This window comes from Klebsiella planticola, assembly GCF_000783935.2.
Taxonomy (GTDB): domain Bacteria; phylum Pseudomonadota; class Gammaproteobacteria; order Enterobacterales; family Enterobacteriaceae; genus Klebsiella; species Klebsiella planticola.
Window position 1 is genome coordinate 65,450 of the sequence record NZ_CP026047.1, and the last position, 22,817, is coordinate 88,266.

The 22,817-nt window shown below is 55.1% G+C and carries 18 protein-coding genes; 5 read left to right on the forward strand and 13 right to left on the reverse strand.

Annotated features, from left to right (window positions below; translation table 11 throughout):
- Positions 1-2: 2 nt before the first annotated feature.
- The 5 genes from mglA to folE form a co-directional block, all read right to left on the reverse strand.
- Positions 3-1,523, reverse strand: coding sequence for a galactose/methyl galactoside ABC transporter ATP-binding protein MglA (mglA, locus tag MC50_RS00295; protein ID WP_004864767.1), 1,521 nt, complete (start codon positions 1,521-1,523; stop codon positions 3-5).
- Between the two features lie 177 nt (positions 1,524-1,700).
- Positions 1,701-2,699 carry a galactose/glucose ABC transporter substrate-binding protein MglB gene (gene mglB, locus MC50_RS00300; RefSeq protein ID WP_004864769.1) on the reverse strand — a complete coding sequence of 333 codons (999 nt, stop codon included), beginning with the start codon at positions 2,697-2,699 and terminating at the stop codon, positions 1,701-1,703.
- Between the two features lie 293 nt (positions 2,700-2,992).
- Positions 2,993-4,015, reverse strand: coding sequence for an HTH-type transcriptional regulator GalS (gene galS, locus MC50_RS00305; protein ID WP_032686708.1), 1,023 nt, complete (start codon positions 4,013-4,015; stop codon positions 2,993-2,995).
- A gap of 155 nt (positions 4,016-4,170) precedes the next feature.
- On the reverse strand, positions 4,171-5,328 hold the full coding sequence (yeiB, locus tag MC50_RS00310) for a DUF418 domain-containing protein YeiB (protein ID WP_032686707.1): 1,158 nt from the start codon (positions 5,326-5,328) through the stop codon (positions 4,171-4,173).
- Positions 5,329-5,346: 18 nt separating this feature from the next.
- Positions 5,347-6,015, reverse strand: a complete 669-nt coding sequence (folE, locus tag MC50_RS00315; protein ID WP_004864775.1) for a GTP cyclohydrolase I FolE — start codon at positions 6,013-6,015, stop codon at positions 5,347-5,349.
- Between the two features lie 360 nt (positions 6,016-6,375).
- Between folE and fghA the strand changes: the two genes are divergently transcribed.
- Positions 6,376-7,212, forward strand: a complete 837-nt coding sequence (fghA, locus tag MC50_RS00320) for an S-formylglutathione hydrolase (RefSeq protein WP_032686706.1) — start codon at positions 6,376-6,378, stop codon at positions 7,210-7,212.
- A 76-nt stretch (positions 7,213-7,288) separates the two neighbouring features.
- Here the strand turns inward: fghA and MC50_RS00325 are convergent, their stop codons facing one another.
- The 4 genes from MC50_RS00325 to yieE form a co-directional block, all read right to left on the reverse strand.
- Positions 7,289-8,812: an EAL domain-containing protein gene (locus tag MC50_RS00325; RefSeq protein ID WP_032686705.1), complete on the reverse strand. Its 1,524-nt coding sequence runs from the start codon at positions 8,810-8,812 to the stop codon at positions 7,289-7,291.
- Between the two features lie 425 nt (positions 8,813-9,237).
- Positions 9,238-11,211: a catecholate siderophore receptor CirA gene (gene cirA / locus MC50_RS00330; RefSeq protein ID WP_032686703.1), complete on the reverse strand. Its 1,974-nt coding sequence runs from the start codon at positions 11,209-11,211 to the stop codon at positions 9,238-9,240.
- Positions 11,212-11,516: 305 nt separating this feature from the next.
- Complete coding sequence (locus tag MC50_RS00335) at positions 11,517-12,986, reverse strand: amino acid permease (protein WP_047663321.1); 1,470 nt, start codon at positions 12,984-12,986, stop codon at positions 11,517-11,519.
- Between the two features lie 191 nt (positions 12,987-13,177).
- The gene (gene yieE / locus MC50_RS00340; protein WP_032686701.1) at positions 13,178-14,044 is read right to left on the reverse strand and encodes a DNA-binding transcriptional regulator YeiE; all 867 of its coding nucleotides are present in this window, start codon (positions 14,042-14,044) and stop codon (positions 13,178-13,180) included.
- A gap of 342 nt (positions 14,045-14,386) precedes the next feature.
- On the opposite strand from yieE, the gene MC50_RS00345 reads away from it, so the two are divergent.
- Positions 14,387-15,436 (forward strand): YeiH family protein, encoded by a 1,050-nt coding sequence (locus MC50_RS00345; protein WP_032695440.1) that lies wholly within the window; start codon positions 14,387-14,389, stop codon positions 15,434-15,436.
- 93 nt (positions 15,437-15,529) lie between these two features.
- Positions 15,530-16,387 carry a deoxyribonuclease IV gene (gene nfo / locus MC50_RS00350; RefSeq protein ID WP_004864792.1) on the forward strand — a complete coding sequence of 286 codons (858 nt, stop codon included), beginning with the start codon at positions 15,530-15,532 and terminating at the stop codon, positions 16,385-16,387.
- 107 nt (positions 16,388-16,494) lie between these two features.
- Here the strand turns inward: nfo and fruA are convergent, their stop codons facing one another.
- The 3 genes from fruA to fruB are packed head-to-tail and all read right to left on the reverse strand — an operon-like array spanning position 16,495 to position 20,272.
- Positions 16,495-18,186: a PTS fructose transporter subunit IIBC gene (gene fruA, locus MC50_RS00355; RefSeq protein ID WP_032695442.1), complete on the reverse strand. Its 1,692-nt coding sequence runs from the start codon at positions 18,184-18,186 to the stop codon at positions 16,495-16,497.
- Positions 18,187-18,202: 16 nt separating this feature from the next.
- Positions 18,203-19,141 carry a 1-phosphofructokinase gene (gene fruK, locus MC50_RS00360; protein WP_004864796.1) on the reverse strand — a complete coding sequence of 313 codons (939 nt, stop codon included), beginning with the start codon at positions 19,139-19,141 and terminating at the stop codon, positions 18,203-18,205.
- Positions 19,142-20,272, reverse strand: a complete 1,131-nt coding sequence (fruB, locus tag MC50_RS00365; protein WP_015583837.1) for a fused PTS fructose transporter subunit IIA/HPr protein — start codon at positions 20,270-20,272, stop codon at positions 19,142-19,144.
- 331 nt (positions 20,273-20,603) lie between these two features.
- Between fruB and setB the strand changes: the two genes are divergently transcribed.
- Positions 20,604-21,785 carry a sugar efflux transporter SetB gene (gene setB, locus MC50_RS00370; RefSeq protein WP_032686698.1) on the forward strand — a complete coding sequence of 394 codons (1,182 nt, stop codon included), beginning with the start codon at positions 20,604-20,606 and terminating at the stop codon, positions 21,783-21,785.
- On the opposite strand, the gene MC50_RS00375 is transcribed toward setB, so the two are convergent.
- On the reverse strand, positions 21,782-22,036 hold the full coding sequence (locus MC50_RS00375; protein WP_032699108.1) for a YkgJ family cysteine cluster protein: 255 nt from the start codon (positions 22,034-22,036) through the stop codon (positions 21,782-21,784). The two genes, setB and MC50_RS00375, sit on opposite strands and share 4 nt — an antisense overlap.
- A 149-nt stretch (positions 22,037-22,185) precedes the next feature.
- On the opposite strand from MC50_RS00375, the gene yeiP reads away from it, so the two are divergent.
- Positions 22,186-22,758 carry an elongation factor P-like protein YeiP gene (gene yeiP, locus MC50_RS00380; RefSeq protein WP_004864815.1) on the forward strand — a complete coding sequence of 191 codons (573 nt, stop codon included), beginning with the start codon at positions 22,186-22,188 and terminating at the stop codon, positions 22,756-22,758.
- The last annotated feature ends 59 nt before the right edge of the window (positions 22,759-22,817 follow it).

Genomic DNA, 22,817 nt, shown 5'->3' on the forward strand with positions numbered 1-22,817 from the left:
TCTTAAAGATGCAACGACGCAAGACGTAAAATTTCGTTCTGCGTAGTAGTTTTTGTCTCAACAATTCCGGCAACAAGACCGTTGCTCATAACCAGAATACGGTCGGTAATACCCAGCAGCTCCGGCATCTCGGAGGAAATAATGATGATCCCTTTATTTTTCTTCGCCAGCTCAGCAATCAGCTGATAAATTTCGAACTTCGCGCCAACATCAATCCCGCGCGTAGGTTCATCAAGCATCAGAATTTCTGGCTGGGTTAAAAGCCAGCGACCAATAATAACCTTTTGCTGGTTACCACCGGACAACGAACCAATTTGCGTATGCTGGCCGGGGGTTTTCACGCGCATCGAATCAATCACCCACTGGGTATCGCTTTTCATGCGGGAATTGTCCAGCAGACCCACCTTGTTTTTATATTTCTTAATATTAGAGATCAGCGAGTTAAAGCCGATATCCAGATAAGCATATATACCGGTGGAACGGCGTTCTTCGGTGACTAACGCAAAACCATGGTTAATTGCTTCATTCGCGCTATGGTTATTGATCTTCTTGCCGTGCAGCGTAATCGTGCCGCCTGATTTTTCGCGGATCCCGAAAAGTGTTTCGACAATATCGGTACGCTTCGCTCCCACCAGCCCGGCGATACCGAGGATCTCTCCTTTTCGCAGATCGAAGGAGACATCGCGAATCGATGGCTGACGCAGCGAGGTCAGGTTGCGGACTTCCAGAATGGTTTCACCCGGCGTATTGTGCTTCTCCGGGAAGCGCTGGGTTAACGAGCGCCCCACCATCATGGCGATGATCTTATCCATATCCAGGCCTTCCAGCGGCTGGGTGGCAATCCACTGACCATCACGCAAAATCGTTATTTCATCGCACAGCTGGAAGATCTCTTCCATCTTGTGAGAAATATAGACAATACCGCAGCCGCGTTCTTTCAGCTTACGGATAATCTTAAACAGGTGATTAACTTCTTTCTCCGTCAGTGATGACGTAGGCTCATCCATAATGACAATTTTCGCGTCATAAGAAAATGCCTTGGCGATTTCAATCATCTGCATCTGCGATACTGATAACGTGCCGACGCGGGCGCGCGGATCGATATCAATATCCAGTTCATCAAATATCCCCTTGGTATCGCGATACATTTTTTCCTGATCGACAAACACGCCTTTAGTGGGATAACGCCCCAGCCACATGTTGTCCATCACCGAACGTTGCAATACCAGGTTTAACTCCTGGTGAACCATAGAAATACCGTTTTCCAACGCTTCTTTCGCTGAATGGAAATCGATCTCTTTTCCCTGAAAAAGAATACTACCGGAATCTTTTTGATAGATTCCAAAAAGGCATTTTAATAATGTCGACTTACCTGCACCGTTCTCTCCCATTAATGCATGAATAGAATGAGGACGGACTTTCAGATTGACATTATCGAGTGCCTTGACGCCAGGAAACGATTTGTTGATATTGCTCATTTCCAACAAGAATTCGCCTGACCGTTCGCTATTATTGCTGACCATAGTTATACCTGGCTGCGTTCATGCACACCCCTACCGACGCATACGCGTCGCCATCAGGGTCGGGTTCTGTATCAGGAATAATCGGGCGTGAATATCCGGGGTATTTCAGGTTGCCGCCGCCTTCGCTTTTCGGCAACCCGACCTGTTCCGGGAGAGCTCACGCCCGTAACTCAATAATTATTTACCGATAAACTGGCTCAGATTGTCTTTATCTACGCCAACATAAGGTACGCGGACGATCTTATTCTCAATCTTCCAGTTAGTACCCGCTGCCGCTTCTTTACCATCGGCCAGATTTTTCGCCAGATCGAAGGTCGCCTTCGCCTGGTTGTTAGCATCGTTCAGCACCGTACCGGCCATCGCGCCAGATTTTACCAGCGCCAGCGCTTCAGGCAGGGCATCGACGCCGAATACCGGAATGCTGCTCTTATTGTGGGCCTTCAGCGCTTCAACCGCGCCCATTGCCATCGCATCGTTGTTGGCGATAACCACTTCAATTTTGTTAGCGTTCGGACCAGACAGCCAGGCATCCATCTTATCTTTCGCCTGAGCGGTATCCCACATCGCGGTGTCCATCTGCAGCTGCTGAGTCTTCAGACCTTTGTCATTCAGCTCTTTCACCACGTAGGTGGTACGCGCTTCAGCATCCGGGTGGCCCGGCTCGCCTTTCAGCAGGACATACTGAATCTGACCGTCTTTGTTCAGATCCCAGTTCGGATTGGCTTTCCAGTGCTTGGCAATCAGGTCGCCCTGAATAATCCCGGACTCTTTGGAGTCAGTACCGACGTAGAAGGCTTTGTCATAGCTGTCCAGCGCTTTGCGAGACGGCTCTTTGTTAAAGAACACCACCGGTACGTTCTGGCCGCGCGCTTTTTCGATAACGGTGCCAGCCGCTGCCGGGTCCACCAGGTTAATCGCCAGCGCCTTCACCCCTTTTGCCAGCAGGACGTCAATCTGATCGTTTTGTTTGGACTGGTCATTCTGCGAGTCATTCATCAGCAGCTGAACGTCCGGCGCTGATTTGCCGTCTTTCTCAATCGCCTTGCGCACGACCGACATAAAGTTGTCGTCATATTTATAAATGGTTACGCCGATGCGGGTATCCGCTGCGTGTGCCGCGGCGCCAAATAACATGCTAGCCATAACAGCAGACAGGGTTAACACCTTCTTATTCATGGAATCTCCGGTTTTATTATGCAGGGTCGTTGGTGTGAAAATAGCTGGCGGGGACTTGTTACATTAGTGTTACCGCACAACAACATTCACGACTGTAAATTCTGTCTTCCGTGTAGGGTAACGCTCCAGAAATACGACTTAATTAAGCGTTTAGCGCCTTATTCCTACGGTAAAAGTGATTAATCACCGTGACATAGTGGTTCAGACTGGTAAACGAGGCCATCATAATCAGTTGAATGTTAATATACTGTGAATTTACTCACAGATTGAAAGCGGTTACATAAGGCACATCATCAGTTAGTGATCGGCCCCGCAATTTGCCGCGGCATCACCGAATGACGGCGCACCAGCGTTGGCATAAAGCAATGACGCGCTTCATGATCCAGTTTGCCTGCCGCCCCCAGCAGCGCCAGCTCCGTTGCCAGCTTCGCCATTGACATAACAGGATAGCGCACGGTCGTCAGCTGTGGGTCGGTGTAACGAGAAATCGGGATGTCGTCAAAACCGATCAGCGACAAATGCTGCGGTACCGCAATGCCGTTATCTTTGAGCGTCGTCAGCGCCCCGGCCGCCATGCTGTCATTGTAGGCAAAGACCGCGGTCAGGCCTAAATTGCGCCCCAGCAGCTCAACCATAGCCGCTTCTCCGCCCTGCATATCCGGCGTGCCCGAGCCGATCCAGCTGTCTGGCGCGATAATGTTTTGTTCCTGTAACGCCTTAATCCACCCTTCCCGGCGCATATCGTCATCTTCAATGCCATGGTTTGAGGAGAGGTAGCCTATTCGCTGGTGGCCGTGGTTCAGCAGCATCCGTGTGGCCATCAGCGCCCCGCTGACGTTATCCAGCCCCACGCAGCGGTGCGCGTAGCCGGGCACAATGCGGTTAATCAGCACCATCCCCGGGATATGCTCCATAAAGTCGCCAAGCTCTTCATCGCTGAGGGCTTTGGAATGTACGATAAGCGCGGAACAGCGCTGGCGAATCAGTACCTCGATGGCATGACGCTCTTTTTCCGCCTCATGGTAGCTATTGCCGATCAACACATATTTCTGGTGCTGCTGAGCGACCGTATCCACCGCTTTGACCAGCGCGCCGAAAAAGGCATCCGACACATCCATCACCACCACGCCAATGGTGTCGCTGACCTGTGTCGCCAGCGCCTGCGCGTTGGCGTTCGGCCGGTAGCCCAGCTGCGTTACCGCTTTCATTACATTTTCCCGCGTATCCGGGCTCACCAGCGCGCTGTTGTTCAGCACGCGCGAGACGGTCGCCACGGAAACGCCCGCCTGACGGGCGACATCACGAATGGTGATCATGCTTACCGCCCTTAAGAGAATTGCAATACGTCACACCCACCTCCTGTGTTCAGCAAGGTGGCTATTCTGGCAGCGACGTGCTGCACGCTACGTGAGTGATGTCACAAGCCTGGAAACGGTTACATCCGTTTTGTTAATGATTGTGATCGAGATCGTTATCTGGATGTGTTTTTTAGTGATGTCCCCGACGCACGCAGGGTCAACTGACGCCACAGCCATTCCACCGGCCCCTGACGGAAATGGCGTAGCCAAAAGAGAGAGAAGGTCATATTTACCGCCCAGACCGGGACAACGAAAGCCAGCAGCTGCAGGCGGTCAAACTTCATAAACAGGCCAAAACGGTAAAAAATAGTGGTGCAGATCAGCGTTTGCAGCAGATAGTTGGTAAGCGCCATCCGCCCGACGCAGGCGATAGCCCCCACCAGCCGCAGCCTGCACAGCTGCGGCCAGAAGCCCCATGCCAGCGAGGCATAGCCTATTGTCTGCAGCGGCGCCCCCAGCTCGCGAGGAGCCTGTAACAGGAACGCACACCAGCGAGGATTCCACCCCAGATGCCACTGGGCAAAAATAGCCGGCAGATTGACGACCATGCCGGCGACAATCAGCAGTGCGCCGGTGCGGCGGTAGTGGCTGAGGCTAAACTGCCCTTTTAACCAGCCGCTGCGCATCAGCGCCGCGCCCATCAGCATCATCCCCGCCAGCTGCCAGCCGTACTGCGCCCCCAGCGCCAGCAGGTTATCAGAGAGCATATCGGCACGGTTGCTGACCGCCTCCAGCCCACCGTTCAGCTTCCAGTATTGTTCATACTGTAAATTCGCCGCATCGGGCACCCATGAACGGTTTGGCGCATCGCCAGAAATCACACCGAGCAGCACGAGTACCGCAACACCGATGACGTAGAGCACGACGCCGGTGTTAAACAGCGATTTGATGTGATGCGCATCGCGCACCATGCGCCACGCCACCAGCCCCACTAGCGCATAGGCCAGCAGGATATCGCCATCCCAGAAAAACAGACCGTGGATAAAACCCAGCAGCGCCAGGAGCGTGAGGCGCGACTGGATCCAGCGCTTGCCGCGAGGCAGCAGCATCTGTAATCCGGCGCCAAACAGCAAGGCAAACAGCGTCAGGAATTTGACCTGCGCAAACAGATCGAGAATCGCCCAGGTCCAGGCGTCACTGAGGGAAAGGCTCCCGGACCACGCCGGGTTAAGGTAGGCGGCCTTCGGCAAGCCGAAGGCGCTGATATTGAGAAGCAGGATCCCGAGGATGGCGACGCCGCGCACAAAGTCCAGCGTGACATTTCGCTCCATCTGCCCTGCTCCGTATTTTTAGTTGTGGTGACGTACGGCGCGCAGGAACTCCTGGCGAGTATTCTGACTGGATTTAAACAGGCCGCCCAGTGAGGTCGTCGTCGTGGCGCTGGTGGCATCACGGATACCGCGCGCTTTGACGCAGTAATGCACCGCATCAATGGATACCGCAACGTTGCTGGTGCCCAGCAGCGTCTGCAGCGCCGTTAAAATCTGCTGAGTCAGTCGCTCCTGCACCTGCGGGCGCTGAGAGAAGAACTGCACGATACGGTTGATTTTCGACAGGCCGATGACCGAATCTTTCGGGATATAGGCTACCGTCGCTTTCCCATCAATAGTGACAAAGTGGTGTTCACAGGTGCTGGTCAAGGTAATATCGCGCACGGTTACCATTTCATCGACCTGCATCTTGTTTTCGATAACGGTGATTTTTGGGAACCTGGCATAATCCAGCCCGGAAAAAATCTCATCGACGTACATTTTCGCGATGCGTCGTGGCGTTTCCATCAGGCTGTCATCAGTTAGATCAAGATTCAGCAGTTGCATAATCTCGGTCATGTGTCCGGCAATCAAGCTCTTGCGAGTTTCATTATCAATTTCTTGTACTGGCGGACGCAGCGGCGTCTCCAGTCCACGAGCGACCAGCGCTTCATGAACGAGTATGGCTTCTTTACTCAGTGCTGACATTTAGGTTCTCCTGCAGGTGTGGCGCTCTTTGCTCTTCTGCGGGCAAAGTTTGCATTCATTGTGCGTGAGGTGGCGCACATAATCTAGTAGCCGAAACGATAATTATTGAAATTTGCGTGAGCTATTGATCCCTCGCGACGGGCCCCGCCTGCCGCTGATTAAACTCGCCCTGTCCGCCTTTCACTCAGCCGCTTACCGCTACGCGGTATTGCGCCATTTCCGGCGGGCGGGCATGTTGGCTAAAAGTTGCATTAATGATGCAATATGTTCCTCAAGGGAGGAAGTGAAAGTTGCTCACAGGTAGATGAAATATCTGTATTATGGCCTGACACCCGCATTTACCTTCCTGAGGAGCCCTGCATGGAATTGCTTGAAGAGCATCGCTGTTATGAAGGTCGGCAGCAACGCTGGCGGCACGACTCCAGTACCCTGAACTGTGCAATGACGTTCAGTATTTTTTTACCTCCCCTGCGCGATGAGACGCCGCCGCCGGTGCTCTACTGGCTGTCAGGCCTGACCTGCAATGATGAAAACTTCACCACCAAAGCGGGCGCCCAGCGTGTCGCCGCCGAACTCGGCCTTGTGCTGGTGATGCCGGATACCAGCCCTCGCGGCGATGATGTCGCCGACGATACCGGCTGGGATCTGGGCAAAGGCGCAGGTTTTTACCTGAATGCCAGCGAAGCACCGTGGTCTGCGCATTTCCATATGTACGACTACCTGCGTGACGAACTGCCGCAGCTCATCCGTTCGCAGTTTAACGTCAGCGAGCGCTGCGCAATCAGCGGTCACTCGATGGGCGGACACGGCGCTCTGATCATGGCGCTGAAAAACCCGGGCCGTTTTACCAGCGTTTCCGCTTTCGCGCCTATCGTTAACCCTGCGCAGGTTCCCTGGGGGCAAAAAGCCTTCACCGCCTATCTGGGTGCCGATGAGTCGACCTGGCAGGCGTGGGACAGCTGCGCATTAATGCAGGCCAGCCAGCCCGATGACGCCATTCCGACGCTGATAGACCAGGGCGATAGCGACACATTCCTCGCGCTGCAGCTGCAGCCGGCGGTGTTGGCGGAGTGCGCGCGGCAGAAAGCGTGGCCGTTAACCCTGCGAATTCAGCCCGGCTACGATCACAGCTACTATTTCATTGCTTCATTTATCGAAGATCATCTGCGTTTTCATGCCCGCTATCTGCAGGCCTGATTTCCTGCCGGTATGCCGCCGCCTCGGTCGCGGCACACCGTTTCCCGCTCGCCCGGCCGCCGTTGCAAGGCATGAGTTATTCAACAATCACCGTTTCTTTATTTTTCGACAGCAGTATTTTTATCAGCTCAATATAGGGAACCGGTTTAAAAAAATAATAGCCCTGTAACAGGGTGATATTTTTCCGGTTGAGATAATTCAGCTGTTCTACCGTTTCAACGCCTTCAGCCACAATACGTAATGAGAGCTTGCGCGCCATTTCAAGCACGCAGTCCAGCAGCTTCGTCGATTCATCGAGGCCGTTCACCCGACCGACAAAGCTTTTATCGATCTTTATGTAGTCAATTTTCAAATCATGAAGATAAGACAGCCCTGAATACCCGGTACCAAAATCGTCCAGCGCAATCGTAAACCCGCGGGCGTGCAGGGTGTTCAAATTGGCGATCAGCTGCTCATCAACGTGTAGCGGTTCACGTTCGGTGACTTCCAGCACCAGCGTTAAATTTGGCTTGTGGAAACCATCGCGGTATTTCAGACAGTCATCCATAAACTGAGGCGAGCTGATATGTGAAGCGCTGAAGTTGATACCAATATGAAAACCATCGGGCAGTTTGCTGGCGATGTTGTTCATCTGCGCCACCACCTGCGCCATAAGGCTTTGGGTTAAGGGAATAATCAGTCCCGTTCGTTCCGCGAGGGGGATAAATGTTACCGGTGAAATAAGGCCAAGTTGCGGGTGCTTCCATCTGGCCAACACCTCGACGCCATAGATGGCCCCACTGCGACCATTTACCACCGGCTGGTAAAAAGGCACGATCTCCCCGTTCGCAATGGCTTTACGTAAGTTATCCTCGGGGGTCGTGTATTTGTTCGCATACTTCAGCAGGATCCAGGCCAGGATGCATGCCACGAACAGAATAAAGATCAACAAACCAGCCCCTTGATTAATCATTCGTTTAACACTAAAAACCGCCGGCAGATTGTATTCAATATCAAACATAAATTCGGCCGATCGGAAACGGGCGCTGGAACTGCTGGTTAAGTCGGTGTTTCTGACATCACCTGAAGTTCCGATAGTCCGCTCACCCACCACTAAGGCAAATTGCGTATTCTGTATGTTACTGCTTAACGCATCACGAATATGCACATCGCTAATGCTGATGACGGTTTTTCCGAGCGGAAAACGCGTTTGCCAGGCAAGGATCGGCCGATTGTTCACGGTGTTTCTTGCCGGAACCAGCATTAACCGGGAGTCCGACATATCGTTGAAATTCAACAGCAGGACCCGATTTCCCGGCAGTGAAGAACACCAGATTTTATTGTCTTTAATAATCAAAATTGTTCTGAGGTGCGGTTTGAGCGCCGCCTCCGTCCCAAGCTGAAACTGACCTTCCGGCGTGCAGCCCTTGCTCGCCACATCCAGCGCGGTCGTTGTCGCCTGGCGCGCCTCCTCAAGAATGGCGTCGATTCTTTTCGCGGCATGACGTGCGGCATTGGCACTATTGATTCTTGCGGAGTACCACAGCTGCATATTCAAAATAGACACGCCGACGAGGATAAAAAACAGAGCAACGAAAACAGGGAGGATGACATTGCGCATTATTGTTCTCTGCCAATGGAGATGCGATTAATGAATAACCTCGACGTGCTCCCCATCGAGCGCCATGACGCCAGTCATGTTCTCAATCTTTACCCTGCCCTCTGAATGTGTCCCGGACACCCGCGGAAATAAGCGGTGAATTTTACCACTCACCGTCGAATTTCAGTTCTGAACAAACCTGAGGAAGTCATCCATCCTGATAGAGAATGGGAGCGTCTCTCCCTATAGTGTATACGCCATTTCGCGCCGCGCCTGTTTGGGCGATAGCGGCGCCAGTGTATTGAAAAACATCCGCAAAAACAGATAACCGTCGGCATTCAGGTAACACCGACGGCGGCATAAGGTCTGGCCATCATGATGCAAAGTCGGCCAGACGTTTATCCAGGGGCAGACAGGCGTTGCCATCTGCCCTCTTTCTGCGTCGATCAGAAGCGGTAGTCCACGGCCATAAAGTAGCGACGGCCTTCTTCGGTATAGCTATAGTCGTCGCGGCTCAGATCTTTATCCCCCACGTTCAGCACGCCTGAACGCAGCTTCACGCTCTTCGTCACCTGCCAGGCCGCACCGATATCAAACATGGTGTAGCCGCCCGGGGTTTTCGAGGTTGCGCTGACAGCGCGCTGCTCGCCGGTATAATTCGCGGTGACGTAGAAGGACCAGTCATCCAGCGGCTTCCAGTCCAGCGTCCCGTTGGCGGTGTGGAACGGCAGCGATTGCAGCGGTTTATCGCCACCGTTGCTGAGATCGCGGCCATCGTTATAGGTGTAGTTCACCGTCAGCTTCCACTCATCGCCGAACGGCACTTTGACTTCGGTTTCCACCCCTTTGATGCGCGCTTTATTGACGTTGAAGTAGCGGAAGACCGGTACGCGTTTACCGTTTACCGTTTTCCAGCCAACAAAGTTCGGGTAGCCCGGCGCTTCGCTGGCGCTGGAGGTTCGCAGGATATCGATCATATCGTCGACGTTATTCTGGAAGGTGGTCACGCTACCTTCTACGCCATCCAGCAGCCCCTCTTCACCGCGGTAGTAGAGGCCAAGTTCGAAGCTTTCGCTGGTTTCCGGCTTCAGGTCCGGGTTACCAATGATGCTGCACGAGCCACGGCAGGAGTTGGTGGTCCAGTCTGGGTTCAGCTGCAACAACGACGGCGCTTTAAAGGCCGTCGCCCAGCCGCCTTTTACGGTGACCGTATCGGTTGCGTTATAGACGAGGTAAGCACGCGGACTCCAGTGATCGCCGTAGGTTTGATGGTCGTCCATACGAATACCGGTGGTCAGGGCCAGCGGTTCGAAAATCCGCCACTCATCCTCAACAAACAGCGCGTACTGGCTGGCTGAGGTGGATTTCCCGCCGCTACTCAGATTGACCGGATCTTTCAGTTTATCGTGGCGCCATTCCCCACCGAAGGTCAGCAGCTGATTAATCATCCCCAGCGGCAGCACGTACTTGCCGTCAACGGCATTGCTTTCAGAGGTGATCGTGCCGTCCTGGCCCGGGTTTTTGTTATCGACTTTTTCGCCATAAAACTTCAGTTCGCTATTACCCACGTCCCAACGGCCGTTATGACTCAGGGAGTAGTTCTGGCGTTCCAGACGGTTGCGGTCGAGGGAGTCGGAATCGCGATCCTGACGATCGAAGCCATAGCCGGCGGTGATGTCCTGGTTATCGGTCGGCGTCCAGGCAAACTCAACGTTGCCATCGCGGCTGGTAAAGCCTTCAATTCGCGGCGTTTCGCCGGCGGCATTGCTGGAGGACTGCGGGTCGTCTTTCGCGCGTTTTGCGAGGTTGCCGTAGGCTTTCATCCCCAGCACGCCGTCAATCAGCGGGCCGCTGGTAAAGAACTGACCGTTGTAAGTATCACCGCGATCGCGATGTTCCTGAATCGTGGTATCGGCGCTCAGGGTCCCGGTCCACTTCTGGCCGACTTTTTTGGTGATGATGTTCACCACGCCGCCGAGGGCGTCGGAACCATAGAGGGAGGACATCGGGCCGCGGACTACTTCAATGCGTTCAATGGCATCGACCGGGATCCAGTTTAAATCGAAATCGTTATGGCGGAAGACCGCGTTGCGCGAGTTGACGCGTTTGCCGTCGACCAGAATCAGCGTATAGCTGCTGTCGAGGCCGCGAATGCTGACGCCCTTGCGGTTATCGCCTTCGTTGGTGAGCTGCACGCCAGGCACGTCGCGCAGGACATCTTTCAGGTTCTGAACCGGGCGGCGCTGCAGATCTTGCTGAGTAATCACGCTGATACTGGCAGGAGCGTCTTTTACGCTCTGTTCAGTCGCCGCGGCGGTGACAACCAGCGTTTCTTCATTCACTTCGGCTACGGCCGGAAACGCCAGCGATACGACGGATGCGCACAATCCCGCCCGGACAAAAGGGTTTAACCTGAACATTCCATATCTCCATGAGGTCTATAACGAATCAAACAAAAGGTGCAATTAACACGTACTGTCGGCGCACCGCTCATTGGCGGTACGCGCGGTCTTTTTTTACAGTTGACGTGGCTGGTCGCCCCTTGCTGGTTGTTCACGACCGGCAAGACAGGGAGATTGGCTTCATCCTGATTTTGATGAGGATGATAAAGATAATGATTTTGATTATCAATAAAATTATGAAGAACTGTATCAATTTGTAAGAGATACAGATATAAAAAAACCCTCTTTAAAAGAGGGTTTTACGGGAACGATTAAAACAAGCGTCAGCCTTTAAATCGCTGCGGGAACTTCATTTCGCTATAGCGGACGAAACGGGTACCTTTTGCCAGCTTATAACCAAACCAGATCACCAGGAACAGCGGGATACCGATATAGGTTGCGGCCACGCCACCCCAGTCGATGGTGTCTTTCAGGAACGCTTCATAGTTCTGGCCGAGCGTGATAATCAGGCACAGTACGAAGGCAAAAATTGGCCCCAGCGGGAAGAACCCTGAACGGTACGGCAGATTGTTCAGATCGTTGCCCTGCAGCACGTAGCCGCGACGGAAACGATAGTGGCTGATGCCGATCCCCAGCCAGGCGATGAAACCGGTCATCCCGGAGGTGTTCAGTAACCACAGGTAAACGGTCTGGTTACCAAACATTGAGCTCAGGAAGCACAGCGCGGCAATCACCGTCGTGGCATACAGCGCATTACGCGGCACGCCGCCACGGGACAGCTTCGAGAAGATGCGCGGGGCTTTGCCATCGCAGGCCAGGGTATAGAGCATACGCGTTGACGCATACATTCCCGAGTTACCCGCCGACAGCACCGCCGTCAGGATAACCGCGTTCATGATTGCCGCCGCAGACAGCAGACCCGCATGCTGGAACACCAGGGTGAACGGGCTGACGGAAATGTCTTTGACGTCATTACGCAGCAGGCTGGGGTCGGTATACGGAATGATCAGACTGATAATCAAAATCGCGAACACATAGAACAGCAGGATACGCCAGAACACCTGCCGTACCGCGCGCGGAATATTCTTTTCCGGATTTTCGGATTCGCCCGCGGCAATCCCAATAAGCTCGGTGCCCTGGAATGAGAAACCAACGATCATTGCGACGCCTATCATCGCGGAGAAACCACCGGCAAACGGCGCGTCATCGATGGCCCAGTTGCTCCAGCCCGCAGGCTGCGCGCCTTTAAAGATACCGACGATCATCATCACGCCGACAACAATAAAGATGATAACGGTGGCCACTTTGATCAGCGAGAACCAGTATTCCGCTTCGCCAAAGCCTTTAACCGAGATCCAGTTCAGCAGGAACATAATACCGAGGAACAGGGCGCTCCAGATCCAACCCGGCGTATCCGGGAACCAGTAGCTCATTACCAGCTGAGACGCCACGAGGTCAACGGCGATGGTCACCGCCCAGTTATACCAGTAGTTCCAGCCCAGCGCGAAGCCAAAGCCCTCTTCGACATAATTCTGACCATAGGTCGCAAAGGAACCAGATACCGGCATATACGCCGCCAGTTCGCCCAGGCTGGTCATCAGGAAATAGACCATCAGACCGATCAGAATATAGGAAAGCAGTGCGCCGCCGGGGCCTGCCTGAGAAATAGTTGCACCAGATGCAACGAAAAGACCTGTACCGATGGAACCGCCAATAGCGATCATGGTCAAGTGGCGCGCCTTCAGTTCACGGCGTAGGCCGGGCGCTTCTGTGGTTTTAGTATCCGAAACCATGTGAAAATGCTATCCATCCAAAAAACGAGGCGCGATTGTAGCAGACGATCCGGGTTCTATCCGGTACAAATGCGAAGTTATAAGAGAGCTTCATGATCGACAATGGATTATTAGTAAAGCACTAATCCCCGGAAATGCCAGTCATAATATGCTGATCTCTCACGATAATACCCTTGCTAACCGCCAATAATTTACACCTGACAGTAGTGCAGAAAACGTTGTAATGCCTTGGAAATATGCTTTTGCCGATGGTGAATCCGCCACAGGGTGCGGGTCAGATTAGGCAGCGGGACCGGCAGTTCAACCAGCGATCCCACCTCCAGCTGTTCGGCGATAACCCGCCGGGAGAGACAGCTGATGCCCAGACCGTGACGCACGGCGTGTTTGATGGCTTCCGAATTGCCGAGCTCCATGCCCAGATGAAACGCCGGCAGGTGCGACAGCAGCAGGTAGTCAACGATTTCGCGGGTGCCGGAGCCATGTTCACGCAGGATCCATGGCGCTTCCGCCAGCCGTTGCAGCGTCACCTCCCCTTCGAGCAGCGGCGAATCCGGCGCGGCGAACACCACGAGTTCATCTTCCAGCCATGGTTCGGCGATAATGTCTGCCGCATGACACGGCCCTTCGATAAGCCCGATATCCACCCGCAGATCGGCTACCGCATTAATCACGTCCTGGCTATTGCCCACGCTCAGCTCCAGCGGCAGGTCGGGAAAATCACGGCGATAGTGGGCGATAATTTCCGGCAGGATATAGTTGCCGATAGTGCTGCTGGCATACACCCGGATCGCGCCATTATCGCCGCGAAACAGCTGTTCAATCTCCAGCGCGCGCTCCAGTAATGCCAGCGCCCGCGGGTAGAGAAGCCGGCCATGTTCGTTCACTACCAGCCGCTTGCCGACGCGGTCAAACAGCTGCACGCCCAGCTGCCCTTCCAGATCGGTCAGCGCCGCGCTGACCGCTGATTGTGAAAGCGCCAGCATCTGTGACGCCTGGGTCGTTGACCCGCTCTTAAGCACCTCAGCAAACACTTCCAGCTGCCGTAGCGTGATATGCATAACTCATCCTGCCTTCATTTGTATGCCGCGTGATTCTCCGACAACCCGCCGATCGTCGGAATGCCACCCAAAACGCGAAAATTTTCGCATATCCCCTGAATAATTCGAGTTGCAGGACAAAACGGTTAACCGTTTTGCCCAGCGCTGGCGCTGGCCCCAAACAGCGTCATACGGCCAGAGAGCGAGTCCCAGGCGCTTACTGGGGCAAGTGCGCGTAGCCAAGGCTGCATGCAGCTTGAAGTATGCCGGGTATACCACTTATTTCGATTGGTTATAAATATATAATCAATTTTATATTTAAACCAGCACGTCGTAATCTTTACACAGACAAAGGAGAAGGTTATGACAGCACTCACTTTACCGACTAAACATCGCACCCTATGGCATTTTATCCCGGGACTTGCGCTGACCGCCGTTCTGACCGGCGCTGCGCTTTGGGCTGGTAGCTTTTCCGCTATCGCCGGCGCCGGCTTCAGCGCACTGACGCTGGCCATCTTATTCGGTATGGTCATCGGTAACACGCTTTACCCTAAGCTCTGGCAATCCTGTGATGGCGGCGTGATCTTTGCCAAACAGCATCTGTTACGACTCGGCATTATTTTATACGGGTTTCGCCTGACGTTCGCCCAAATCGCCGATGTCGGCGTCAGCGGTATCGCTATTGACGTGCTGACGCTGACCAGCACCTTTTTTATCGCCTGTTACCTCGGGCAGAAGGTCTTTGGCCTCGACAAACATACCAGCTGGCTGATTGGCGCCGGTAGCAGCATCTGCGGCGCCGCCGCGATTCTGGCTACCGAACCGGTCGTCAAGGCGGAAGCCAGTAAAGTGACCGTCGCGGTGGCCACGGTGGTGATTTTTGGTACCCTGGCTATCTTCCTCTATCCGGCGATGTACCCGATGCTCGCGCACTGGTTCACCCCGGAAGCCTATGGCATCTATATGGGCTCCACGATGCATGAGGTGGCGCAGGTGGTGGCCGCAGGACATGCTATCAGCCCGGATGCAGAAAACGCCGCGGTGATTGCGAAAATGCTGCGCGTGATGATGCTGGCTCCGTTCCTGCTGTTTATGGCCGCTCGCGTCAAACAGCTGGCGCCAGAAGGCCAGGGAGAAAAAAGCAAAATCACCATTCCGTGGTTTGCCATCCTGTTCATTCTGGTGGCGGTGTTTAACTCTTTCCACCTGCTGCCAAAACCGGTCGTCGACATGCTGGTGACGCTCGATACCGTCCTGCTGGCGATGGCGATGGCCGCGCTGGGGCTGACCACTCACGTCAGCGCGCTGAAAAAAGCCGGTGCTAAACCGCTGCTGATGGCCCTGGTCCTGTTCGTCTGGCTGATCGTCGGCGGCGGCGCCATCAACCTGGTGATTCACAGCCTGATGGCCTAATCCGCTCGTGTGAACGCCCGCATTCGTTGATGTAACTCTGCAGTTAAGCCGCTATCATTACTCTCCACCCAGCGGCTTAACTGGAGCTTTTTTATGAAATACATTGGAGCGCACGTCAGCGCCTCCGGCGGACTGGCCAATGCAGCCATTCGCGCCGCGGAAATCGACGCCACCGCCTTCGCGCTGTTTACCAAGAACCAGAGGCAATGGCGAGCTGCCCCACTCAGCGACGAAACGATTGCTGAATTCAAAGCCGCCTGCGAAAAATACCGCTTTGGTCCTGGACAAATCCTGCCGCACGACAGCTACCTGATTAACCTCGGCCACCCGGTTGAGGAGGCGCTGGAAAAATCGCGCGATGCCTTTATTGATGAACTGAGCCGCTGCCAGCAGCTCGGACTGACGCTGCTCAATTTCCATCCCGGCAGCCACCTGCAGCAAATACCGGAAGACGAGTGCCTGGCGCGTATTGCCGAGTCCATTAATATTGCGCTGGCTAAAACCGAAGGCGTGACCGCAGTCATTGAAAATACCGCCGGCCAGGGCAGCAACCTCGGCTTTCAGTTTGAACACCTGGCCGCCATTATTGACGGCGTGGAGGACAAATCCCGCGTCGGCGTCTGTATTGATACCTGCCACGCCTTTGCCGCCGGTTATGACCTGCGTAGCGCAGAAGCGTGTGAGAAAACCTTCGCCGACTTCGAACGCATTGTCGGTTTCCGCTATCTGCGCGGCATGCACCTCAACGATGCCAAAAGCGCCTTCGGCAGCCGCGTTGACCGCCACCACAGCCTGGGCGAAGGCAATATCGGCCACGACGCTTTCCGCTGGATCATGCAGGACAGCCGCTTCGATGGTATCCCGCTGATTCTGGAAACCATTAACCCGGATATCTGGGCCGAAGAGATTGCCTGGCTGCGGGCGCAGCAAACGGAAGAGGCCTCAGCCTGACGCCGGCCAGCCGGGTGAAACGTACCGCTATGTAGATACGTAGAATAGAAAAGGGCCGAATATTCGGCCCTTTTGTTGCGTTAAGACGCTCTATTGCGGAGGATAATTCAGGCCGCTTTTTCTGCGATCTGTCCTTCCGGACGTTTCAGCACCGCGTAGGAGAGACCGGCCACCAGGGTACCGGCAACAATCGCCAGCAGATAACCCACCACCGGTGTAATCGCGCCAGGAATCAGCAGCACAAACAGACCGCCGTGCGGCGCCATCAGTTTCGCTCCGATAGCCATAGAGATAGCACCGGTCACCGCGCCGCCTACGATACAGCATGGCAGGACGCGCATCGGGTCACGGGCAGCAAACGGAATCGCCCCTTCGGAGATAAAGCACAGACCCAGAACCAGCGCCGCTTTCCCCCCTTCCCGTTGGCCTTTATCAAACTTATGGCGAGCAACCAGCGTGGCGATACCCATTGCCAGCGGTGGCACCATACCGGCCGCCATAATCGCCGCCATCGGTGCGTAGGTTTGGGTACTCAGCAGACCGACGCCGAAGGCATAGGCTGCTTTGTTCACCGGGCCCCCCATGTCGGTACACATCATCGCGCCGAGAATTGCGCCCAACAGTACGGCGTTCGCCGTTCCCATCGTTTGCAGCCAGTGGGTCAGCCCCGCCAGAATACCGGCAACAGGTTTACCAATCAGATAGATCATGGCCAGGCCGACGATCAGGCTGGAGACCAGTGGAATGATCAGAATCGGTTTCAGCGCTTCCATGCTCGGCGGCAGCTTCAATTTGGTGCTGATCAGTTTAGCAACGTAACCGGCAAGGAAACCAGCGATAATCCCGCCGATAAAGCCGGAACCGCCGCTGACGGCCAGCATCCCGCCGATAAGACCCGGCGTCAGGCCCGGACGGTCGGCAATGGAGAAGGCGATAAAGCCTGCCAGTACCGGAACCATCAACGCAAAGGCTGAACCACCGCCAATCTGCATCAGCGCGGCGGCCAGGGTATCTTTCACTTCAAAGGCTTTGATACCAAAGGCAAAGGAGAGCGCGATACACAGACCGCCGGCAACGACCATCGGCAGCATATAAGAGACGCCGGTCAACAGGTGACGATAGGCACCGCCGCCCTCTTTCTTCGCCGCATCAGCCTGCTGGCCGCTCTGACCGGATGGCTGGTACGGTTTCGCTTCAACCACGGCTTTATCCAGCTCCTGGGCGGTTTTCTTCAGCGCCAGACCGGTGGTAGTGCGATACATCGGTTTACCGGCAAATTTTGCCAGGTCGACTTCAATATCGGCAGCCACAATCACCAAATCCGCCTGCGCGACCTCTTCCGGCGTGATGGCGTTACCTGCGCCGACCGAGCCGCGAGTTTCCACCTTCACCCACCAGCCGCGTTTTTTGGCTTCGGTTTCAATGGCTTCTGCCGCCATAAAGGTATGAGCAACGCCGGTAGGGCAAGCGGTGATCGCCACGATGCGTTTTGCACCACCGGTCGAGGCCGGCAGTGCCGCAGCGGCCGGAGCAGCGTACGGCGCGGCATGGCTTTTCGCTTCGCTCAGGAACAGCTCCGGATGCGCCACGGCGCGATTAATATCGCCGAGGAACACCTGTTTACCGCTCAGCGCGCTATCCGCCGGCAGAGCGGCGCCAAGAACGATCGCCAGTTCAGCGTCGTTCGGATTATCTGTCAGTTCAAGATGCGCTTTATGCGCTGCGGTACCCAGCAGGGTTTTCGCCATATAGGCGCGCGCCTGTCCAAGTCCGGCATCAATAATCAGCAGCGTTTTCATTATGCCTCTCCTGCTGTCAATTAAAGGGTTTTAAGTCGACACGCGCCATCATGGCGGCCAACTGGGTACGATCGGTAATACCTACATTGCTCTGGCTAACCGCCAGCGCGGCGACGGCAGTGGCCAGACGCAGCGTATGCTCGCTGGATTCACGCATCAGCAGGCCGTAGATCAGGCCGCCAACCATCGAATCCCCGGCACCGACGGTGCTGACCACTTCTACTGAAGGCGGTTTCGCAATCCATTCGCCCGAGGCGTTAACCCACAGCGCACCTTCTTCGCCCAGCGAGATAACCACGTGGGCAATTCCCTGCTCGCGCAGCGCATGCGCCGCATCAATCACGTCTTTCATTTCCGGCAGTTTACGGCCCGCCCAAATCTCCAGCTCGCGCCGGTTTGGCTTCACCAGCCACGGTGCGGCTTTCAGACCGGCGACCAGCGCTTCACGGCTGCTATCAAAGATAATGCACGGACACTGGCTACGCAGGCGAACCATCCAGTCAGTGAAGGCTTCCGGGCTAACGCCGGACGGCAGGCTGCCGCTGACGCACACCATGTCGAACTGGCCCAGCCAGCTCAGGGAGTCATTCACAAAGCGTTCCCAGTCGGCCGGGGTCACTTCAAAACCGGAGAAGTTAAAATCGGTCACTTCACCATCTTTTTCCGTCAGCTTGACGTTGATACGCGTCCGCCCCTGCACCACCTGGAAGCGGTTGGCAATCCCCAGCTCGCTGAACAGCTGCTGAAAACCATCCTGGTTATCTTTCCCCAGGAAACCGCCAACGGTGACGTCAATGCCGAGATCTTTCAGCACCTTCGCCACGTTGATACCTTTCCCGGCGGCGTGCAGACCGGTGGTCCGCACAAGGTTGACCTCCCCGCGTTCAATTTCCGGTGTGAAACCCACCAGGTCATACGCCGGGTTTAATGTAATCGTTGCTACACGTCTGCTCATTTATGCGCCCTCCCCAAGGCCTGCGGCGATCGCTTCGCCAATCGCATCCAGCGCTTGTTGCGCATCTTCACCCTGCGCGGTAAAGCGCAGACGGTGACCTTTCTTCACGCCCAGCGCCACGACTTTCATCAGGCTGCGGCCATTTGCCGGCTTGCCGGATCCGTCCAGGTTGGTGACGGTAATGTCGCTGGAAAATTGTTTAATGGTGTTCACCAGCATTGTGCCCGGACGGGCATGCAGCCCGTGCTCATTACGCACCACATACTCGGCGCTCAGCACGTCGTCGGCGATAGCCTCGTCGCTGGTCAGCAGCGCCAGCAACGTCGCGCCATCAGACTTCAGCAGACGGTCAGCTTTTTTATCAATGAGCAGATTGCTCAGGCGATTCAGTACCGCGGTAGGCTGTTCATCTGCCATCGCGACGGTAATCAGCAGCGAGACCGGCTGCTCATCGGCGGTAAATGTACTGGCGGCACGGCTGACCGCAATCGCGCTGCGCAGGTTGCCTTCCGCGCTGTCGTTCAGCCAGATGCCCTGCCCAAGGTTCAGCGGCTTATCATTGATGGTGCGGCTGACGAAGGAGGCGTCAACGGCGCCAGCCTCTTTCAGACGTGCGGCGTTCAGCGCCTGTAAGGTCATCAGGTCGCTGGCAGCGATATCCAGGCTCAGCGTGTCATTATCCAGTTTCAGCGCTTCGCTCTGCTTTTCACCCATCAACAGGGCCCGCAGCTCTTCCGCCGTGGTTGCTGATTTAAGTTGTTCAGCGACTGAATCATCGCTCAGGACGTGGGTCAGCTGACGCAGAAGCCCCAGATGTTCATCCGAGCTGGCGGCGATGCCGATTGCCACGTACGCGGTCTGCCCTTCTCCCCAGGTCACGCCCTGCGGAAACTGATAGACCTGAACGCCGGTTTTCAGCACCTGGTCACGCGTGTCGGTAGTCCCGTGCGGGATGGCAATGCCGTTGCCAAGGAATGTGGAGGTTTGCTGCTCGCGAGCCAGCATCCCGTTAACGTAGCCTTCCGCCACGTTGCCCGCGCTAACCAGCGCGGCGGCAACCTGACGAATCGCCTCTTCTTTATTACCGGCCTGCTGGCCGGGATGAATATCCTGCACAGATAACTGGAACATGGTTCTCCTCTCCTGCTGTATTGAATCGTTTCAGCTATTTTGCGAAAAAAGGCGTCATCTTCCTGATGGAGAAACTCCCGATGACGCTGAAACGTTTCAATGAGTCTGTACCTTTCTTATCCACTGCGCAAGATCTGTTATCAACCTGATAACGGAAATTAGAGGTGCAGCACATTTTTGCTGAAGTCCGACGTTCGCATTCAGCCCGGCTTCAGCTTTTTGCTGAAACCACTAATTTGAAACTGCTTTTTAATTTTCCATACCATACTACTGTTCATTTTCTGAGTGACGGCGTAAACTCCGCTGCTCAGACAATTACAGATAGCCACCCATGCAAAACAGTAGCGCCGCCCTCCCCCGACGCGGGTTCGATTTAACCTCTTCTGCTTTCCTGATCGTTGCCTTCCTGACGGGCATTGCCGGCGCGTTGCAAACGCCGACCCTGAGCCTGTTTTTAACCAATGAAGTGCATGTGCGCCCGGCGATGGTCGGCTTCTTTTTTACCGGTAGCGCGGTGATCGGTATTCTGGTCAGTCAGTTTCTCGCCGGGCGCTCGGACCGCCAGGGCGATCGCAAGCAGCTGATTGTCTTTTGCTGCCTGCTTGGGGTTCTGGCCTGCCTGCTGTTCGCCTGGAACCGCAACTACTTTATTCTGCTCTTCGTCGGGGTCTTCCTCAGCAGCTTCGGCTCCACCGCCAACCCGCAGATGTTCGCCCTGGCGCGCGAGCATGCCGATAAAACCGGCCGCGAAGCGGTGATGTTCAGTTCCATTCTGCGTGCCCAGGTCTCGCTGGCGTGGGTGATCGGCCCGCCGCTGGCCTACGCGCTGGCAATGGGGTTCGGCTTTACCGTGATGTATCTCTGCGCCGCGGTCGCCTTTGTGGTCTGCGGGGCGATGGTGTGGTTCTTTCTGCCCAGTATGCGCAAAGAGAAGCTGGCGGCGGCAGGTCATCTGGAAGCGCCGCGCACTAACCGCCGCGATGCGCTGCTGCTGTTCAGCGTCTGTACATTAATGTGGGGCATCAACAGTCTGTACATCATTAACATGCCGCTCTATATCATTAATGAGCTGCATTTATCAGAGAAGCTGGCCGGGCTGATGATGGGGACCGCCGCCGGGCTGGAAATCCCGACGATGCTGATTGCCGGCTATTATGCCCGACGCTTTGGTAAGCGCTTTTTGATGCGCCTCGCTGCGGCGGCAGGAATACTGTTTTACGTGGGGATGCTGCTGGTGCATACGCCCGCTTTACTGCTGGCTCTGCAGGCGCTGAACGCGATATTCATCGGTATTCTGGCAGGTATTGGCATGCTCTATTTCCAGGATCTGATGCCCGGCCAGGCCGGCGCTGCCACCACGCTGTATACCAATACCACCCGCGTCGGCTGGATTATCGCCGGCTCGCTGGCGGGCGTGGTGGCAGAAATCTGGAGCTATCACGCTGTTTTCTGGATTGCCCTCGGCATGGGCGCGGTGTCATTGCTTTGCCTGTGGCGCATTAAAGACGTTTAAGGCGCGGTGCTCGCTTCCAGCTGGATAAGATAGGTCATGGCCGCTTCGCGATTTGTCGAACACATCTCCAGGACGGGCTGCAGGCTGGCGCAGACTTTTGGTCTGAGCGGCGACGTGAAGATGTTGCACAGATTCTGTTCCGAAAGCTGGACGCAGCGCGTGTTAGCAGGCTTGCCGTCAGGCATTCCGGGGATTGGGCTTGAGATAGAAGGAGCGATACAGCAGGCACCGCAATCGATACGACATTCCATAAATGACTCTCTTGATGTTGCGGTTCACGGCCCAGCCTAAACGTTTTGTCCGGAGATAGCAAAACTCGCGAATTCCGCTTGCCTGAAAGCCCCGGCACGAGTAGTTTTACGCGATATTTTTTGAACCGTTAAGTGACAGGATTACTGCAATGCCAAGAGCGAATGAAATTAAAAAAGGTATGGTGCTGAATTACAACGGCAAGCTGCTGATTGTAAAAAATATTGATATTCAGTCGCCGAGCGCCCGTGGCGCAGCAACGCTGTACAAAATGCGTTTCTCTGATGTACGTACCGGCCTGAAAGTGGAAGAGCGCTTTAAAGGCGACGATATCGTTGATACCGTTACCCTGACCCGCCGTTTCGTTGACTTCTCCTATGTTGACGGCAACGAGTATGTGTTTATGGATAAAGAAGATTACACGCCATACACCTTCACCAAAGAGCAGATTGAAGAAGAGCTGCTGTTCATTCCGGAAGGCGGCATGCCTGACATGCAGGTTCTGACCTGGGATGGCCAGCTGCTGGCGCTGGAGCTGCCGCAGACCGTGGATCTGGAAATCGTGGAAACCGCACCGGGCATTAAAGGCGCCTCGGCAAGCTCGCGCACCAAACCGGCGACCCTGAGCACCGGCCTGGTGATTCAGGTTCCGGAATACCTGACCACCGGCGAGAAAATTCGTATCCATATCGAAGAAAGCCGCTATATGGGTCGCGCGGACTAAGATCGCGTCATGTCGGATAAGGGTGGAAACGCCCTGTCCAGCCCCCCCGTCGCATCGGC

Bases quoted from the DNA above. Each gene is read 5' to 3' on its own strand.
- yeiB (WP_032686707.1), bottom strand. From the start codon at position 5,328: ATGGAGCGAAATGTCACGCTGGACTTTGTGCGCGGCGTCGCCATCCTC.
- yieE (WP_032686701.1), bottom strand. From the start codon at position 14,044: ATGCATATCACGCTACGGCAGCTGGAAGTGTTTGCTGAGGTGCTTAAG.
- nfo (WP_004864792.1), top strand. From the start codon at position 15,530: ATGAAATACATTGGAGCGCACGTCAGCGCCTCCGGCGGACTGGCCAAT.
- folE (WP_004864775.1), bottom strand. From the start codon at position 6,015: ATGTCAGCACTGAGTAAAGAAGCCATACTCGTTCATGAAGCGCTGGTC.
- fghA (WP_032686706.1), top strand. From the start codon at position 6,376: ATGGAATTGCTTGAAGAGCATCGCTGTTATGAAGGTCGGCAGCAACGC.
- MC50_RS00335 (WP_047663321.1), bottom strand. From the start codon at position 12,986: ATGGTTTCGGATACTAAAACCACAGAAGCGCCCGGCCTACGCCGTGAA.
- fruK (WP_004864796.1), bottom strand. From the start codon at position 19,141: ATGAGCAGACGTGTAGCAACGATTACATTAAACCCGGCGTATGACCTG.
- setB (WP_032686698.1), top strand. From the start codon at position 20,604: ATGCAAAACAGTAGCGCCGCCCTCCCCCGACGCGGGTTCGATTTAACC.
- mglA (WP_004864767.1), bottom strand. From the start codon at position 1,523: ATGGTCAGCAATAATAGCGAACGGTCAGGCGAATTCTTGTTGGAAATG.
- fruB (WP_015583837.1), bottom strand. From the start codon at position 20,272: ATGTTCCAGTTATCTGTGCAGGATATTCATCCCGGCCAGCAGGCCGGT.
- yeiP (WP_004864815.1), top strand. From the start codon at position 22,186: ATGCCAAGAGCGAATGAAATTAAAAAAGGTATGGTGCTGAATTACAAC.
- mglB (WP_004864769.1), bottom strand. From the start codon at position 2,699: ATGAATAAGAAGGTGTTAACCCTGTCTGCTGTTATGGCTAGCATGTTA.
- cirA (WP_032686703.1), bottom strand. From the start codon at position 11,211: ATGTTCAGGTTAAACCCTTTTGTCCGGGCGGGATTGTGCGCATCCGTC.
- fruA (WP_032695442.1), bottom strand. From the start codon at position 18,186: ATGAAAACGCTGCTGATTATTGATGCCGGACTTGGACAGGCGCGCGCC.
- galS (WP_032686708.1), bottom strand. From the start codon at position 4,015: ATGATCACCATTCGTGATGTCGCCCGTCAGGCGGGCGTTTCCGTGGCG.
- MC50_RS00375 (WP_032699108.1), bottom strand. From the start codon at position 22,036: ATGGAATGTCGTATCGATTGCGGTGCCTGCTGTATCGCTCCTTCTATC.
- MC50_RS00325 (WP_032686705.1), bottom strand. From the start codon at position 8,812: ATGCGCAATGTCATCCTCCCTGTTTTCGTTGCTCTGTTTTTTATCCTC.
- MC50_RS00345 (WP_032695440.1), top strand. From the start codon at position 14,387: ATGACAGCACTCACTTTACCGACTAAACATCGCACCCTATGGCATTTT.